The organism is Egbenema bharatensis FJBBOT/2019, assembly GCF_048077055.1.
Taxonomy (GTDB): Bacteria; Cyanobacteriota; Cyanobacteriia; order Elainellales; family Elainellaceae; genus Egbenema; species Egbenema bharatensis.
Map to the genome: position 1 here is coordinate 3,269,469 of NZ_CP182236.1, position 15,479 is coordinate 3,284,947.

General features: G+C 48.7%; 17 protein-coding genes. 9 read left to right on the forward strand and 8 right to left on the reverse strand.

The genetic code is table 11. The features are described 5' to 3' along the window. Positions 1 to 19: 19 nt before the first annotated feature. Together ACM1PF_RS15205 and thiL are read left to right on the forward strand one after the other, a co-directional pair. Entirely contained in the window at positions 20 to 1,081 is a 1,062-nt protein-coding gene (locus ACM1PF_RS15205) for a peptidylprolyl isomerase (protein WP_416676027.1), read from the forward strand. Then, positions 1,078 to 2,139 (forward strand): thiamine-phosphate kinase, encoded by a 1,062-nt coding sequence (gene thiL, locus ACM1PF_RS15210; protein WP_416676030.1) that lies wholly within the window; start codon positions 1,078 to 1,080, stop codon positions 2,137 to 2,139. The genes ACM1PF_RS15205 and thiL overlap by 4 nt, the downstream gene beginning before the upstream one ends. Before the next feature lie 79 nt (positions 2,140 to 2,218). On the opposite strand, the gene ACM1PF_RS15215 is transcribed toward thiL, so the two are convergent. Continuing rightward, positions 2,219 to 2,413, reverse strand: a complete 195-nt coding sequence (locus ACM1PF_RS15215; protein WP_416676032.1) for a hypothetical protein — start codon at positions 2,411 to 2,413, stop codon at positions 2,219 to 2,221. A 580-nt stretch (positions 2,414 to 2,993) separates the two neighbouring features. On the opposite strand from ACM1PF_RS15215, the gene ACM1PF_RS15220 reads away from it, so the two are divergent. From ACM1PF_RS15220 to ACM1PF_RS15235, 4 genes are all read left to right on the forward strand, one after another. Continuing rightward, positions 2,994 to 3,293 (forward strand): ferredoxin, encoded by a 300-nt coding sequence (locus ACM1PF_RS15220; RefSeq protein WP_416676035.1) that lies wholly within the window; start codon positions 2,994 to 2,996, stop codon positions 3,291 to 3,293. Positions 3,294 to 3,519: 226 nt separating this feature from the next. Further along, entirely contained in the window at positions 3,520 to 4,404 is an 885-nt protein-coding gene (locus tag ACM1PF_RS15225; protein WP_416676654.1) for a carbohydrate ABC transporter permease, read from the forward strand. Positions 4,405 to 4,422: 18 nt separating this feature from the next. After that, positions 4,423 to 5,151, forward strand: coding sequence for a DNA/RNA nuclease SfsA (gene sfsA / locus ACM1PF_RS15230; protein ID WP_416676038.1), 729 nt, complete (start codon positions 4,423 to 4,425; stop codon positions 5,149 to 5,151). Between the two features lie 128 nt (positions 5,152 to 5,279). After that, positions 5,280 to 5,495 (forward strand): hypothetical protein, encoded by a 216-nt coding sequence (locus ACM1PF_RS15235; RefSeq protein ID WP_416676041.1) that lies wholly within the window; start codon positions 5,280 to 5,282, stop codon positions 5,493 to 5,495. Positions 5,496 to 5,500: 5 nt separating this feature from the next. Here ACM1PF_RS15235 and ACM1PF_RS15240 read toward each other — a convergent pair whose 3' ends face one another. Beyond that, positions 5,501 to 5,668: a hypothetical protein gene (locus tag ACM1PF_RS15240; RefSeq protein WP_416676044.1), complete on the reverse strand. Its 168-nt coding sequence runs from the start codon at positions 5,666 to 5,668 to the stop codon at positions 5,501 to 5,503. Between the two features lie 35 nt (positions 5,669 to 5,703). Here ACM1PF_RS15240 and ACM1PF_RS15245 point away from each other — a divergent pair, with 35 nt between their 5' ends. Continuing rightward, positions 5,704 to 6,021, forward strand: a complete 318-nt coding sequence (locus ACM1PF_RS15245; protein WP_416676047.1) for a thioredoxin family protein — start codon at positions 5,704 to 5,706, stop codon at positions 6,019 to 6,021. A 349-nt stretch (positions 6,022 to 6,370) separates the two neighbouring features. Then, complete coding sequence (locus ACM1PF_RS15250) at positions 6,371 to 8,665, forward strand: hypothetical protein (protein WP_416676049.1); 2,295 nt, start codon at positions 6,371 to 6,373, stop codon at positions 8,663 to 8,665. 12 nt (positions 8,666 to 8,677) lie between these two features. On the opposite strand, the gene ACM1PF_RS15255 is transcribed toward ACM1PF_RS15250, so the two are convergent. The 3 genes from ACM1PF_RS15255 to ACM1PF_RS15265 form a co-directional block, all read right to left on the reverse strand. Then, entirely contained in the window at positions 8,678 to 10,243 is a 1,566-nt protein-coding gene (locus ACM1PF_RS15255) for a tetratricopeptide repeat protein (protein WP_416676052.1), read from the reverse strand. 316 nt (positions 10,244 to 10,559) lie between these two features. Continuing rightward, the gene (locus ACM1PF_RS15260) at positions 10,560 to 11,054 is read right to left on the reverse strand and encodes an alpha/beta hydrolase (RefSeq protein ID WP_416676054.1); all 495 of its coding nucleotides are present in this window, start codon (positions 11,052 to 11,054) and stop codon (positions 10,560 to 10,562) included. 252 nt (positions 11,055 to 11,306) lie between these two features. Further along, positions 11,307 to 12,020: an alpha/beta hydrolase gene (locus ACM1PF_RS15265; RefSeq protein WP_416676057.1), complete on the reverse strand. Its 714-nt coding sequence runs from the start codon at positions 12,018 to 12,020 to the stop codon at positions 11,307 to 11,309. A gap of 701 nt (positions 12,021 to 12,721) precedes the next feature. On the opposite strand from ACM1PF_RS15265, the gene ACM1PF_RS15270 reads away from it, so the two are divergent. After that, a complete protein-coding gene (locus tag ACM1PF_RS15270; RefSeq protein ID WP_416676060.1) occupies positions 12,722 to 13,210 on the forward strand; it encodes a DUF2127 domain-containing protein in 489 nt (162 codons plus the stop codon). A gap of 15 nt (positions 13,211 to 13,225) precedes the next feature. Here ACM1PF_RS15270 and ACM1PF_RS15275 read toward each other — a convergent pair whose 3' ends face one another. The 3 genes from ACM1PF_RS15275 to ACM1PF_RS15285 all read right to left on the reverse strand — a co-directional run bounded on the left by ACM1PF_RS15275 (position 13,226) and on the right by ACM1PF_RS15285 (position 15,448). Then, complete coding sequence (locus tag ACM1PF_RS15275; protein WP_416676063.1) at positions 13,226 to 13,615, reverse strand: hypothetical protein; 390 nt, start codon at positions 13,613 to 13,615, stop codon at positions 13,226 to 13,228. Between the two features lie 51 nt (positions 13,616 to 13,666). Beyond that, complete coding sequence (locus ACM1PF_RS15280) at positions 13,667 to 13,981, reverse strand: helix-turn-helix domain-containing protein (RefSeq protein ID WP_416676656.1); 315 nt, start codon at positions 13,979 to 13,981, stop codon at positions 13,667 to 13,669. A 576-nt stretch (positions 13,982 to 14,557) separates the two neighbouring features. Beyond that, positions 14,558 to 15,448, reverse strand: a complete 891-nt coding sequence (locus ACM1PF_RS15285) for a hypothetical protein (RefSeq protein WP_416676066.1) — start codon at positions 15,446 to 15,448, stop codon at positions 14,558 to 14,560. Between the last annotated feature and the right edge of the window lie 31 nt (positions 15,449 to 15,479).

Genomic DNA, 15,479 nt, shown 5'->3' on the forward strand with positions numbered 1-15,479 from the left:
CAAAATAGGCATTCTGGCAATGCTCCTTTCTATTTGCATAGTGGGGCTGAGTTTAGGGGGATGGGCGAGTCCGGCACTGGCCCTCCCTCCAGGGAATGCCATCACCGATGGAAAAGCCCTGCTGCGCTACTCGCTACCCATTGACAATGAACCTATCCGCACCATTCAGCGGGATCTAGAAGAATTGTCGGAAGGACTGCGAGGACGACGACGCATCAGCGGTTTGAATCGTAATCTGGATGCCGTTGACCGGGTATTGAATCGAAAGCGAGATGCATTGCTGTCTAGCGTGCCCGACCCGCGCAAACCCCAAGCCGAAGCACTCCTTGCCGAGTTGCAGTCTGGCGTTGAGGCCATGCGATCGGATGTAGAAGCGAATGATAAGGAAGCGGTTTGGAGCCGAAGGAGTACATTGCTCGATCGGGTTGGGGAACTGGAAGAATTGATGGTGGACAAATTTCCCTTTGAAGTCCCTGCCGAATATAGCAATCTTCCCCAACTCAAGGGTAGAGCCACGATCGAATTTGAAACCAGTAAGGGAACGCTCAGAGCCGTTGTGGATGGATATAACGCTCCTGTTACCGCCGGAAATTTTGTTGATCTGGTGAATCGCGGCTTTTATGACGGGTTAGAATTCACGCGGGCAGAAGATTATTACGTGGCGCAGGTGGGGGATCCCCCTGGCAAGGAAGAAGGTTTTGTTGATCCAGCCACCGGCCAGTATCGGGCGATTCCCCTGGAAATTATGGTACAGGGAGATGAAAAGCCAATTTACGGTATCACCCTGGAAGATGCCGGACTGTACTTAGAACAGCCGATGCTACCCTTCTCTGCCTTTGGTGCCCTGGGCATGGCCCGTCCGGGAGATGATCCCAACGGCGGCTCCTCTCAGTTTTTCTTCTTCCTGTTTGAACCAGAATTAACTCCCGCTGGATTAAACCTGCTGGATGGTCGCTATGCCGTCTTTGGTTATGTGACTGAGAATAAAGAAGTACTGGACAAAATCAAAGTGGGAGACAAGATTGTTTCCGCCAAAGTGGTGGGCGGTTTGGACAATCTGGTTGAACCGCAAGCAGCATGAGTCAGGAACCGCACCAGGAAGAACAAGTTCAAGACCTGGGAGAACAGGAGATTTTGAAGCGGCTTTACACCTTCTGCCCGATCGATGTGGTGGGGGATGATGCGGCTTTGCTGTCCCTTAGCCCAGGTCATTGCCTGGTGGTTACAACAGATATGCTGGTGGATCAGGTTCACTTTAGCGATCACACAACTCACCCCTCGGATGTCGGTTGGCGGGCTGCGACGGCAAATCTATCGGATCTGGCAGCGATGGGAGCAGAACCCTTGGGGATCACAGTCAGCCTCGGACTTCCAGGAACCCTGCCCATAACCTGGGTGGAGGAGTTGTACCGGGGCTTAACCGACTGCCTGAATCAGTACCAAACGGCGATCGTGGGGGGAGATGTCTGCCGTTCATCAGTGACGACTGTTTCTATCACAGCTTTTGGGCAGGTTCATCCCAGCCGCATATTGAAACGGGCCAACGCCAAACCTGGTCAGGTCATTCTTGTCACCGGCGTTCACGGAGCCTCTAGAGCAGGACTGGAATTACTATTGCATCCTGAAAAGGGACAAACCCTGGATCAAATCAGCCGCGATCGACTGATTCAGGCTCACCAGCGTCCCTGTCCCCGGTTGGATGTCATTTCGCTGATGCGGCAGGTGATGACAAGTGGGGAGTGGGGAGTGGGGAATGGGGAGTGGGGATCAGAAATTGCGGCAATGGATAGTAGTGATGGGTTGGCGGATGCGGTGGTGCAGATTTGTCGCGCCAGTGGCGTGGGCGCGGTATTAGAGCGCGATCGATTACCGATTTCTGCTGATTTAAACGCTCTGGTTGCAGAGGGTGAGATCTCTGAGGCAGAGGCGATCGATTGGGTGCTGTATGGTGGAGAAGATTTTGAGCTGGTGATCTGCCTTCCTCCGGCAATGGCTGAAGCGGTGATGAGCCAGTTGGGAGAAGACGCGGCGATCGTGGGCAGGATTACGGAGAATCAGGATATGATCCTCAGTGATCCAACCGGAACCTACTCAGACGATCGACTGGGTTTGGAGCGAGGGTTTCAGCATTTCCAGTAATACATCCCCACGCAGGGACTGTTGCTGGGAACTACGCTGGGAATTGCACTGGGAACTGCACTGGGAACTGCACTGGGAACTACAATCCGGTATAGAACAGCCCCCTGCTGTTGCTCATTTGAATCAGTTTTTCAGAAGTCCACTCATCCGGTGCCATCGCTTCAAGGCGATCAAAATCGGCGGCTGAGATGAAGGCCCAACTTCTGCTTAGTGTAATGTGCTGCTGGGTTGTCCAGGGCTGCGAGTGCCGGGATTGCCGCTTAAATTTAGCCATTGGGTTGCCTCTTTAGTTTCAATTCAACTTTGCTAATAGCTTTAGTATAAAAAACCGTAGCTCCTGATACAAAAACTAGCTCGCATACTCTTACATAAACAGGTTTTATGGCAGGAGATATAAGCTGATTTTGCAATTTCAGGGTCGTGAGCAGTTTTTAGATAAGTAGAGTTTATTTGCTTACCTGGACTCATTGAATATGTAAAAGCAATAATTGCAGCTGATTTATAGCTCTATATCCTGTTAGTAAATCCTATAAAAAATAGCTTAATTCAACTAAAAGTCTGTCCCACGACATAGGGGTTCAATGATGCGAGATAGAGGTTTAGCTAATGACATCATTAAATAAATCTAAAGTATAAGTAATTCAGGGCTAAACTCGGTATTTTCATTACGAATCCCATTCGGCTGCTACCTGAATCTAGGGTTACAGAGATAGGGTTTTCCCGTAGTATCAGAGAAGAGTCAGCCCTAGACGCGCTTCTTAATTGATTAATAAGGATTGATTAATAAGGAAACGCTGAGTTTGCTGAGGGTGAACTCTTATTACTGCCGTTCTAAATATTGAGAGGACTACTGCATGGCATCCTATAAGGTCACGTTAATTAACGAGTCCGAAGGCCTGAATACCACGATCGATTGCCCGGATGACGAATACATTCTTGATGCTGCTGAAGAAGCAGGACTCGATTTGCCTTACTCTTGCCGCGCAGGTGCTTGCTCAACTTGTGCTGGTAAGATCCAGTCTGGAACTGTTGATCAATCTGATCAATCCTTCCTGGATGATGATCAAATCGAGGCAGGCTATGTGTTGACCTGTGTGGCCTACCCCACTTCTGATTGCACGATCCTGACTCATCAGGAAGAAGAGCTTTACTAAAAAGCCGCTTTTGGTTTAAGTACCTGTCCGAGAACTCAATTCAGTGACGAGAGTTTTCGGATGGGGAAGGCAGGCGAAAGAGGTTCCGTTCTCCAGAGAGCAATTTTTCCGGCTCGTCATCAGGTCGGCTTTGGTCAGGGCAGAAGCGCATGGCGTTTTTGTCCTCTATTTTTTTGTTCTCTATTTTTTATGATGCTATCCTGAGTTGTCTGCTTTTCTTCTTGGGATTGCTGTCGTGTCTCCTCGCCTCACTCCATACCTTTTCCTCTTTCCCGCCTTAGCGATTCTGGGGCTAACGGTCTTCTATCCAGCCCTCCAGGCTTTTTACCTCAGTTTCACCCGCTATGAGTTTGACATTACTCAACCGCCCCTATGGATTGGTTTGGAGAACTTTCAACGGCTCCTGTCCGATCGCCTCTTTTGGCGCAGTCTCACCAACACACTACTCTATCTTGTGATTGTCGTACCGATCTTGGTCGTGGCTCCACTAGGAATAGCCATTTTGGTCAATCGGGCGTTACCGGGAGTCTCCTGGTTTCGGGCGGCTTACTACACACCCGTGGTGATTTCAATGGTGGTGGCGGGGATCGCCTGGCGGTGGCTCTATGCTGAGAATGGGTTGCTGAATCAATTGCTGCGCTGGTTAAATCTGTCCCAGGATGGTATTCCCTGGTTAACCAGTCCTCAGTTTGCTCTGTTTAGCGTTATGGCGGTGACGATTTGGAAGGGGCTGGGCTACTACATGGTGATTTACCTGGCAGGATTACAGGCGATTCCAGCAGATTTGTATGAAGCAGGGGCGATCGACGGTTCCGATGGCTGGCGCAAACACCTGGATATTACCGTCCCCCTGATGCGACCGTATCTATTTCTGGTGGCCGTGATCTCTGCCATTGCCGCGACGAAGGTGTTTGAAGAAGTGTTCATTATGACCCAGGGCGGCCCTCGCAATAGCTCTAAAACTCTGGTGTATTACGTTTACGAGCGAGCGTTTCAGGATTTGGAGATCAGCTACGCCTGCACGATCGGCTTAGTCATGTTTTTGATCATTTTGACCCTCTCGGTGATTCGCCTGGGATTGAGCCGGGGGACAGAAGAGGTGGGGTTTTAAAAAGTTTAAGGTAATTGCATGAACGATTGGATATATCCCTATCCGCCGTTGCTGGCGGGGCGGTTGGTTAAGCGGTACAAGCGATTCTTTGCCGACATTCTGCTGGATTCGGGAGAAGAAATTACGGCACACTGTCCCAATACGGGCCCGATGACGGGGGTATATTTGCCCGGAAATCGGGTTTGGGTATCGCGGAGTGAAAGTAAAACGCGCAAACTCCCCTATACCTGGGAATTGATCGAAGTCACAGATACCACCCCAACCTGGGCTGGTGTGAATACCGCTTTACCCAACCGCGTGATTAAATCGGCTCTGGAGGCACGGTTATTTCCAGAGTTGGGAGACTACAGCCAGATTTTGAGCGAAGTCTCCTATGGGTTGGACAAAAAGAGCCGGGTTGACTTTTTGCTGACGGAGGGTGATCCAGCCACGCCACGGATTTACCTTGAAGTGAAAAACACCACCTGGGCCCAGGAAACGATCGCCCTTTTCCCTGATACGGTCACAACAAGAGGTCAGAAGCATCTGCGGGAACTGACGAACCTCCTGCCTGAGTACAAGGCGGTGATGCTCTACTTTATCAATCGCGGTGACTGCACCCACTTTTCTCCGGGTGATAGTGCGGATCCAGTCTATGGGCAACTGTTGCGGCAGGCGATCGATCAGGGGTTGCTCGTTTTACCCTGTCGGTTTGAGGTGACCCCAGAGGGGATTCAGTACAAGGGGCTGGCGGAGTTGGTAGTCTAGAAATGAGGTAGGGTGAACCTGCCGGATTGCGCTACATCGTGATTGGATCTGGCTCATTGAACTGGATCTAAACCCGGTCTCAACCCGATCGGGGGTCACTGGCGGACGATCCTTGAGGAGAAATAACAATGAATCCAAATGAAATTGATTGCAAAACCGCTTGTGTAAATGGCTGTGTGTTGGGGGATGATTGCCCGAACAAAGAGTTTCAAGAACAGGCTTCTAAATTTATTGAAGAAACGTCACTGGATGATATGCTGTCGATCGCGGAGGAAGCCCTGCGGAAAAAAATGTCAGCTCCACCGAAGTGGGTGTTCCCCGAGGATGGCATCAATCCAGAGTAGGTTGTTTAGCCGTCCAGCGTCATTCGTAGGGGCAGATTTTGCCAACACCCGATCTGCAAGCCGAGCAGGGATTGGCTGAACTGCCCTTCCAGAGATTTTTCAATCCAGTAGGACAGGGACTGCTTGCCCTGCTTGTCAATCCTGGCTGAAGCCGCTACCGGCTTTGATATCATTGGTTGATCTGACTATTTCACTGAACTAGAAGATTATGAGTCTAAGCATTATCAAATTCTCTTCAGAAGATTGTGGACTGTGCCACAAAATGTCCTTTTACGATCAGAAGGTGGCGGATGAGTTGGGGCTGACCTTCATTGATGTCAAAATGCAGGATACAGCGACCTACCGTAAATATCGGAAGGTTTTGTTGTCTAAGTATCCCGATAAGTCGGAAATGGGCTGGCCCACTTATATCATCTGTGAATCTCCTGAAGCTGAGGACTTTAAGATCGTTGGTGAAGTGAAAGGGGCCCATCCGAAGGGAGAATTTCGGACGAAGCTCCAGGAGGTAGTCGCTCAACTCAACTGAAGTCCGGGTGGGCAGAACTTTAGTTGGGGTAGTCAGTCGAAATAGGGTGTATCCCGATTTTGCAGTTGCAGGGCAAGCTCCCACGGGCAGGCAAGACTTCGGCCCTCGGCGTGAGCTCAGTCGAACGCTCAGTCGAGCCGTCGAAACGCTGCCTGCGCTACGGAAATCGCTCCATTTGTCTCAATGGGATACGCCTACTCTAAAGGGCGATCGACTTCACGATCGCTTGACTGAACTTTGCAGAAAAAAAACCTGAAGTCTCCTTAGCACGAATATTGAGTCGTTAGTATGAGGATTAAGCCGACCTGCTAATCAGCTTCTACTAACTTACTCATTGCGTGATTTTAGGATGTCAAGTATTCAATTAACCCGCAGGGCCATTAGGGATCTCAAGCATTTATCAGAGCAAACTGGCTTGCTTAGAATACCGGATCTTCTGGCTGATTTGCAACAGGATCGGCGGCGTTATGACACTCGCAGGCTGGAGGGTGTTAACAATGGCTTGAAGCGGGTCAAATACGATCGTCTGCGGCTAATTTTTCAAGATGAGTCAGCCGGGGCAGTGGTGAAGGCCGTGCGCTTGAGGGACGATCGAACCTACACCAGTGATTACAATGCCTTAGCTCCGTGGCCAAGCTACGAGTGGCATGGAGAACAGGGTGGAGAATGGCTGCGGTTTGTGACAGGCTCCTATCGGTATTCTCCGGTGATCACCCAAGCGCAAGAGGAATCCATTACCGTCAACAATTGGCAATCTGCGGGATTAAAGGTTTCACTGGTGCAGAATCCACCGGGAACCGGAAAAACCCTGGCAGCCTTGCTTCGAGCCTGTGAATACTATCAACAAGGATGGGATATTGCCTTTCTTGTGCCTGCTCCACTGATTCAAGATGTAGAGAGGTTTAAAGCCTATCAAACGCTCGATCGCAACCAACCGAATCAGTTCTTTTTGGGAACCTTTCGAGACTGGCTTGCCAAGTTTTTTCAGGCGCAAAATTTTGCTAGTGCAGAGGAAGAATTAATTGCCTTTCGTCAAGCCGCTAAAAACATTTATCAGCACGAACAACGGCAAGATCTGAGCCACCGAGATGTTTTACTGTATCAGGCATTTATCCTCGATCGGGCAGTAGGAAATCAGGATCGCAGTGCCATTTACCAGGATAATGCCAGGCGAATTGAATGGCTTCGTCAGCAAGTCAAACAAGCTGATTGGAATGCAGCATTGGGGGAAAAACTGAGTCGGTGGAAAGTGGCTCAACTGATTCAAACGAACCAGCTTCCAAGGGTTGAACCTCAGCGATCGAACGTTCGAGGCACGATTATTGTCATTGATGAAGCACAGGACTATTTACTGTCTGAACTTAAAGCCATGATTCATTTGGGGCGCACCTGGGGCAGTTTAAATTACCCCGTGCATCTCTGGCTATTTGGTGATTTGAATCAACGCATTCAACCCGTGAATTTTACCTGGGGACACCTGGAAATTGACAAGGTATGTACCCCCTCCTGGCAAAACTTCAGGAATTCCAGACGAATTTTAGAATTTGCGAACCCCTTCCTTGATCGGGTTCCTCGCTCTGCAAAGGTGAAACAGGAAACGCCTGCTCCTGGAAATCCAGAGCTTGCCAGTGAGGAAGGAGAACCTGTACGACTGGTTGTTTATAACTCCAAAGCTGAGGCCAATGCATTCCTGGAACAGCTTCAACAGACCCTTCCCTCAGTGAACTCAGAACATACAGCACCCGATCGATCGCTGTTGCAGTCCCTCTCCCGACAGGTGAAAGTTCTGGTATCGGATGCTGACCGACAGTCCCCTACCCCAGAAGTGGAATTTCTGACCGTTGAACAAGTTAAAGGGCGAGAATTTGAATCCAGTATCGCTTTTTGTTTATTTGATTCAGCACCTCCGATTAACCGGGAGCAAGTTTACCGCTGGTATACCTTGTTGACCCGGACTCGATCGCGGCTGTTGATCATTGCGACACAGCAGGAGATTGAGCAGATTGGAGAGAGCTACTTTGCCCACTGTCAGCGGATTGTGCCGGAAAACGCCCAAGCCGTTCATCATGCCATTCAGTGGGTCACGTCCGTTATTCACGATGCGGATGCTGCCGAGCGGGTCGGAGATATCAAGCAGCAAATTCTAGATGGATGTATTACCCAACCCCTCTATCTGTACTGGGATATGTATGATGCGTTGCGGGCGGCCGAATGTAGCGATGAACATCTGACGGATTTTGAGCAGGAATTGATCAAACTTTTAAGCACCAAACCGATCGCCGATCGGGAACGAGAATTAATGGCTGCCACAACAACTACCCTTTCTACCGTTTCATTGCAGTGTTTACTGTTGCGATCGATGCATCGATCCTGGGATGCAGTTCAGTTGGCTCGTCAGCTCATTGGAATCAATAACTCAGAATATCAACGGCTGATTCAGGCGATCGCCAACGACCTGGAACGCAAAGGATTGCCCTACGAAGCTGCCCGAGTGCGCCACCCGATCGAATCCTCCAGTCAAACGGAACTCTTAACCTCCATTTATCCCTACCCTGAGCTGCTGTCCCGTTCAGGGAACTTAATCCCGCTCCTCAGTCAGGCAGTACGCGATCGGTTGTCGGGATTGCTGGATGAAGATGCTTAGGACGGCTGTTTACTACGCAAACTCCTGGGCGGGTGGAAACTGAAGCTGGAACTGCAACTCTCTAAGATCCCGTTGAGCATCCTCATAATCTGGCGCAATCTCGATTGCCCGAGTAAATTCCTCTAGTGCTTCCTGCAAGTTGCCTTGCCGCCAGAGAATCGTACCAAGGTTGCGATGGGCAAACGCATGAGCGCTGGGGGAGCCTAAGCCAGGGACATCAGGAAGAGTAAGGGCATAGTGAAATGTCTCCATTGCCTCTACAAGCTGTCCTTGCCTCAGTAGAACTGCTCCTAAATTGTTATGAACCATTGCATCGCCAGGGGCTAAGGTAGTAGCCATGTGGCAGGCATCCAGAGCGGAATCCCACTGCCCTTGTTGCGCCAAAATCAGGCATAGTCCACCATAAGCTTGTACATTATTCGGTTCTAATTCCAGGGCTTGTTGAAATTCTAGACCTGCTTCTGCGACTCGTCCCCGCCTCCATAAAACAAAGCCCAGCTCGTTGTGAACCCAGACAGGCAAGGGGTTCAAACTTAAGGCATGCTGAAGCTGAAGCTGCGCTTCCTCAAATTGATGGGTACGAATGAGGACATGACCCAGCAAAGCATACGGTTCAGCCGTCTCTGGATCAAGAGAAATGGCGCGACGATAGTGGAGGATGGCTTCCTCATAGTGTCCCTGATCATACAAAGCATTGCCAAGGTTCCTGTACGCTAAGGCATAGTTAGGATTACAGGCGATCGCCTTGCGGAAGTACGTCGCCGCTTCTACCGGATTCCCCTGGTGTGCAAGGACTCTACCCAAAGCATTGTAGGCATAGGCATACTCTGGATCACGGGCAATTGCCTCTCTATAGTTGGCGATCGCTGCTTCAACCTGTCCTTGTGCAAATTGCACATCCCCTGAGGCTGCATAAGCAACCGAGTTTTCTGGCTCTAACTCCACTACCTTTTGATAGGCTGCAAGTGCGTCGTCCAGGTTTCCATGCCACTCTAAGGCTACTCCCAATTCATAATAAGCGCGTACATAATTTGGCTCTAGCTCAAGGGCACGATGATACTGAGTAATTGCTTCTTCGTAGTTTCCTGAATCATCAAGCGCATTGCCTAGAGTCACGTAAGTTTCCACATCGGATGGGTCTAGCTGCAGCGCATAACGGTAATGGGCGATCGCTTCTTCATAGCGTTGCTGGATGTATAGAACGTCACCCAAATTAACGTAAGGGGCTTGGAAGGTTGGATCAAGGGCAATCGCATTGTTGTAGTTGGTTATTGCACCTTCTGTATCTTCGAGGGCGTAGAGAACGGAGCCTAGCCAATTATAAGCAGGTGCATAATTGGGGTCTAGCTCGATCGCCCATAGACAAAACTCAAGGGCATCCCTGGCCCGATCCTGGCGGTAAATTGCTGTACAGAGATGGGTATGAGCAATTGGATCTTTTGAATTGAGCTGAATAACCTGTCGCCAGATTGTTTCTGCTTCAGTGTAGTTTTCTGCTGCTTGTGCGGTCTCTCCTTGTTTGAATAGGGCATCTACAGATTGGGGAACAACTTGGGCAACAACAGGCTGAGAGAGCAATGTGAGGAAAAGTGTTAAAAGAAGGGAAAGTGAACATTGGGATTTCATCATCCACCTCCTAACGGAAATGTCCCTAATGATCACTACAAAAGGAGAACCCCGTTTTTCATGGGAAATTCCCAACTCGTCGTGCTTTTTGTCAATATCCTACAAACTCAGATATAGCGTTCACAAATTGTTTGTGAACAAGGGGGTAGGGGCAACGCCCCCACGCCAGGGTTTTACCCCTGCACCCCGTTCAAATCCTACAGAGGATAGCTATAGATGTGCAGATCGTTAGGAATCAGACCTCATTTCTACTAAAATCGTCTGGAGGTTATTGAGTTGTGGCAGTTGGCTGAGGGGCTTCGCAGTCACAAATTAAACCTCCCAAAAACTCTTCAACTGAAGCAACAACAGGTTCGATATTGTCTATCACACCTCTGACTCTATTAGCGGTACGTGCCAGAACAACCCCATCGACGTGAATGCCTTGAGTCGGGTAATTCTCCATAAATTCTAGAAGCGACAGCCTATTGTCTTCACTAACGGATAGGATCAGCGACGATCGCAGGGCTTGAATGTTGGCTTGACGCGATGGAGTATGAATTATCTGTCCCAATTGGAAGAGGAAAAACTCACCGGGAACGGAGTGCGTGATGCGATCGACCAATTGCAGATTGAGGGTTACTTCCCTGGTTAAAACAGCGCGAAATCGCTCTGGCTCCAGGTTAGCAACATTTAAGTACCAACGCAGTTGCCGGGAGGTTTCTCCAGTTTCTGCAAAGTTTCTGAGTTCTGCAATGGAGATTGAACGTCCCAAATGAACCATAGGTGAAATAGAGCCGTTCCGCCGCATGGGTGGGTTGGCTTACTGCCAATACAATTGCTGCTGCCCCCAGGAACAGACTCCCAAAACTGGCGAGTGAAGCGAAAATCCCACCTTGAGTCGATCGACGGACTTGTTTCGCAAGAGCCATGATGATAACAGTCAGTATTCAAGTGGATAATTTGAGAACAACCACGGGATCAGTCAGGGAGAAGAACGATTACAGAAGTCAGTCATTCTCTCCTAACCAACCGATTAGGGCTGCGTAGAAGAAAGCTGGTTTGCGGTTAATCCTTCACTGAGACACGCTGAATCTAACCCAGCTGCGACAGACGTTCCCAAATCAATGTTGTGGTTTTGGCTTTGGGGCGACGAAGTCGTATCAGTATCTGTCTCCGGATTGGCATCTGTTTGCTGAGGAGTTTCGCATTCACAAATTGCATTCTGGAGAAAGTCTCTCGCCACCTCTAACGCTGGAATCACTCGTTCTACAAAGTTTTTGACATCAGTGTAGGTTTGTCGCAACCCCACAAGATTGACTGTAACCTGATTAGCATCGGTATAATTTTCCAGCAGTTCAAGGACTGAAATGGTGCGGTCTTCCATGGTGCGATCGAGGGCATTCTTCAGTGCCGTTATGTCCCCAGAACCTTGAACAATTTTGTCAATTTCATACAGGATAAACTGCCCGATTGAACTCTCTTCCAACCTCGTTCGGATTCGCTGCCGCAAATTTTCGGATAGAGTGATTTCTTCGGTCAACAAGCGAGCAATGACTTCTGCGGGTTGCCCATTATCCAGCAAGAACTGCTCAATCTCAGCTGGAGGTTGTCCAGTTTGGGCAAACGCCCTGATATCGTCCAACGACACAACCGCATCATTGCTTTCAAAAACGAGCCTGACCGTTTCAACTGCATTGGCACGCCCACCAAAGGCAAGCACTCCCCCAACGACACCCAGCCCAACCATGAAACCTAAAACTTTTGTTTGAGCGATATGATGCTGAAGATGGTTACGGAAGGAATTTGAGTTAGTTTTTCTCTGAATCATAATGACAAGGAACAAAGAATTACAAGGGGAACAATGAATGCACCGCTATTAATCAAGAATTACCGATATCAAAAAGCGGCAATTCTTGAATACTGAGCAGTAACTTTTTGTGCTTTGTGTTGTGAATGGGAAAATCCTTCCTCTCATCAGGAAGGATTGTGACGTGCGGAACTTGTGTGCAGATGTTATTGATAAAACAGCGATCGCAAAACGAATCTGCTCAACAACTAGCTTCAGTATCAGCCCATTAAACGATTGCTACTATCAAAAAACGGCAATTTCTCTTCGCCAATTCGATCATTAACAGATTCTGGGGTTGAGGGAAGCCAAAACCAGTAATAGTAATTCGTCTGCCCTGCGAGAAATCAAGGCTCACAGCGATTCAAAATTGCTTATGTCAGTGCCATTTATTGGTAAATCCTTTTAATACTGCTAGTATTTCAGCATCAGAGCTTTAACTTTCGCAGTACCCTGAGAGTGTTCTTCTCCAGATGAGCAAACTGCCTGCTGGCGACCTTCGCATTGATAGAAATCTAACGAAAGACGTTCTGGATAGGTACGGACAGTGACATAATTCCCAATCATTATTCCTGATCATTCCTGATTTATTTTTTGTCAAGATGATAGTGCAAAACCAAACAGCTCAGAACCAAACAGCTCAACCTCAACGTTCTGCAGGTTTAAAGGCGATCGTTGTCTACAAAGGGTTGGTGGTGCTTGCGTTGATTGTGATTAGCTTAATCTCAGGATTGAGCTGGAGACATTACGATGCATTAGTCCTTCTGGCTCAAGAGAATTTTGTAGATGGCGAATTTGCGTTCAGTGATTGGTTTCTCAAGACCGTACTTCACAGGCAAGTTCCAGAACTACGGTTGGTTGCTCGCATCGCCGGAATTTATGCGATCGGGATGGGTATTGCAACGATCGGTTTGTGGTATGCCAAAAAATGGGCAAACCCCTTGATGATTCTTCTGGTTGGGTTGCCGCTTCCTGTAGAAGTTCAGGAGTTGCTCCACGAGCGATCCTGGCAACGGCTAATCATTTTTCTGCTCAATCTAGCGGTATTTAGCTATCTGGTAAAACACCAGATTTCCCAGGAAACCGCTTAATGGTTAGGAGCTGAGCTACTCCTCTACAGGCTGCCTTTTCGCTACTTTATGTTGCAAATAATCGCACAGCATCTCATGGGCTTCAGCTTTTTTTTCGTACTCGATCGCCAGCCAGCGATAGTGCGTGAAGTGCTCTCGGTGCTGTTCAGCCTGCAACAGATGGTATCTAACTTTCAGCTCGTAGTGCAGGTGTAGTGCGCCTTCAGGATCAGTCTCCAGCTTCAACTTGTATCGCTGTGATATTAGCCAATGGCTATCGGATATTCGAGCATGACTGGTGGCTCGCGTTCTATAACTGACAGCTTGCAAATTCTGCTGAACTACGTGTAATTCGTGCAGTTTGAGCTTGGCTTTAAGCTGCTCAACCTCAACTCTGGAACATAGCGTTTGTAACTTGGCGGGCATATTTCGTCGGTTAGTGAAGCAGCGTTAAACCCATTATAGGCAGGTCGCAATTCAGACAGTCAAGGCGTGATTCTGTATACTGCCTCCTCTCTCCACGTTACGTTGGTAATATCGTAAAGTCTCAGAGGGCCGTTCACCAAACATCTTTCGATAATCTTGGGCAAATTGTCCCATGTGCCAGAACCCGTACTGAATGGCGATATCGGTCACGGTTGTCTGGTTCTGATCGGGTGCCTTTAACTGGCGACGTACTTGCTTCAGGCGTTGAGTTTTAAGGTAAGTCATGGGAGACATACCCAAGCATTCTTGAAAGGCATAGCGGAGGGTACGTTGACTGACATAAAGTTTTTCGCACAGCTCTTGAATGGTTCAGGGATAACTCAAGTTTTCACCTATCATCTGCTCCGCCTGCTGTATGAGTTGATGATAGTGGCTTTGATGAAGAGCAGAAATGTTAGCTTGAGGTGTAAGAAGCTCTGGCATGAGTGGAAATACCCTTTTGCCGAATAAATGTCTAAATGTCTCAATGAATGCTTGGATTGAAGCCGATCGTGCCTGTCTGCTGTACCAGGGATACTTAGCTGGTATTGAACCGATCGAATCCTACGGCTTGTAATTATTTATGCCTGGAATGCAGACAGCAGTCCTTGAAAGTTTTAGATGAACTGTCCAGATAAAGTCCAGATAAAAATGGAGCGAGAGAAAAATTAATGGTTTGATATAAAGAGAGTTGCATAGGGGGTAATGCCAGGGGGAGGCTAAACAAGATCAGCAACGCGAACGATTGTTGATGCGCCAGCCCTCATACCTTGTCATCTTTCACCCTATGTCAGTGGCGAACATAAAAATAGAATGGGATAACTTAAGGAATAAGATTAGCCTTACAAAAAGCAACAAAGTGGACAGCGAACCCACTTTCAGCGATGTCTATCCACTGGATATCTATCCACTGATTGTTGTATCCAGTCTCGGTTGGTTCCATCTGGAGTAAGCGATCTCCAGTCCAACTGACATCAACACATAGATGGCGATCGTGGGAAGGATGGCAACATTCGGTAGGTTCGTAGCGGCGATAAAGAGGGCGAGGGCGATGTTGTGGGTTGTCAGCGTCAGTGCCAGCAGGGTGCGCGTCGCAATTTCTCTTCCCCCAAGCCAATGCCCGATCCAGAGAGATAGGAGTGCTAATAAGCCGATCGCCGCAATAGAGCGCATACCCACCTGGAGCAAAATATTAAACTGTTGTCCCAATGCCCAAATCAGTAGAGCATAAAGCAATCCAGCAGTCATTGTCATCAGTCGTTTCGTGTTCCTTTCTAGCAGTGCTAAATGGAACTGCTGTAATGTGATGCCAATGACCAGGGGCAGCAACTGGAATACAAGGAGCTGTTGAGCTACCGCCAGTGGAGCAATTCTGACATCGGCTGGCATAAACTCATTGACGATCGCCAGGGTGATTGGCACAGTCACGATCGCCAGGAAAGCCGTTGTCGTTTGCAGTGCGCCTGCGTATAAATGCCCCTTAAATGTTTTGACAAAATAGTGCCACGGGAGTGACGTACCCGGAGAAATGCTCACGATCACCAATCCCACTTTGGCTTCCACAGGCAAGTTCATCCCAACCCCAATCGCGATCGCCAGAATCGGCGTAGCCACACTGATTCCCCAAATGGCTCGGTTTAGTAACCCCGGTCTTTGCCAAAGGCACATCACCTGCTTGAGATTGACCGTGAGGCCTAATGACAATAGGAGTAAAAATAGCGTCAGCTTTGTCAGACAGATGAAGAATGGAGAAGTGAAATCTGACATGGCGAAGATTAATCGTCGCGTTGGCATCGATTTGAAATGGGTTGAAACCTTTGCAACT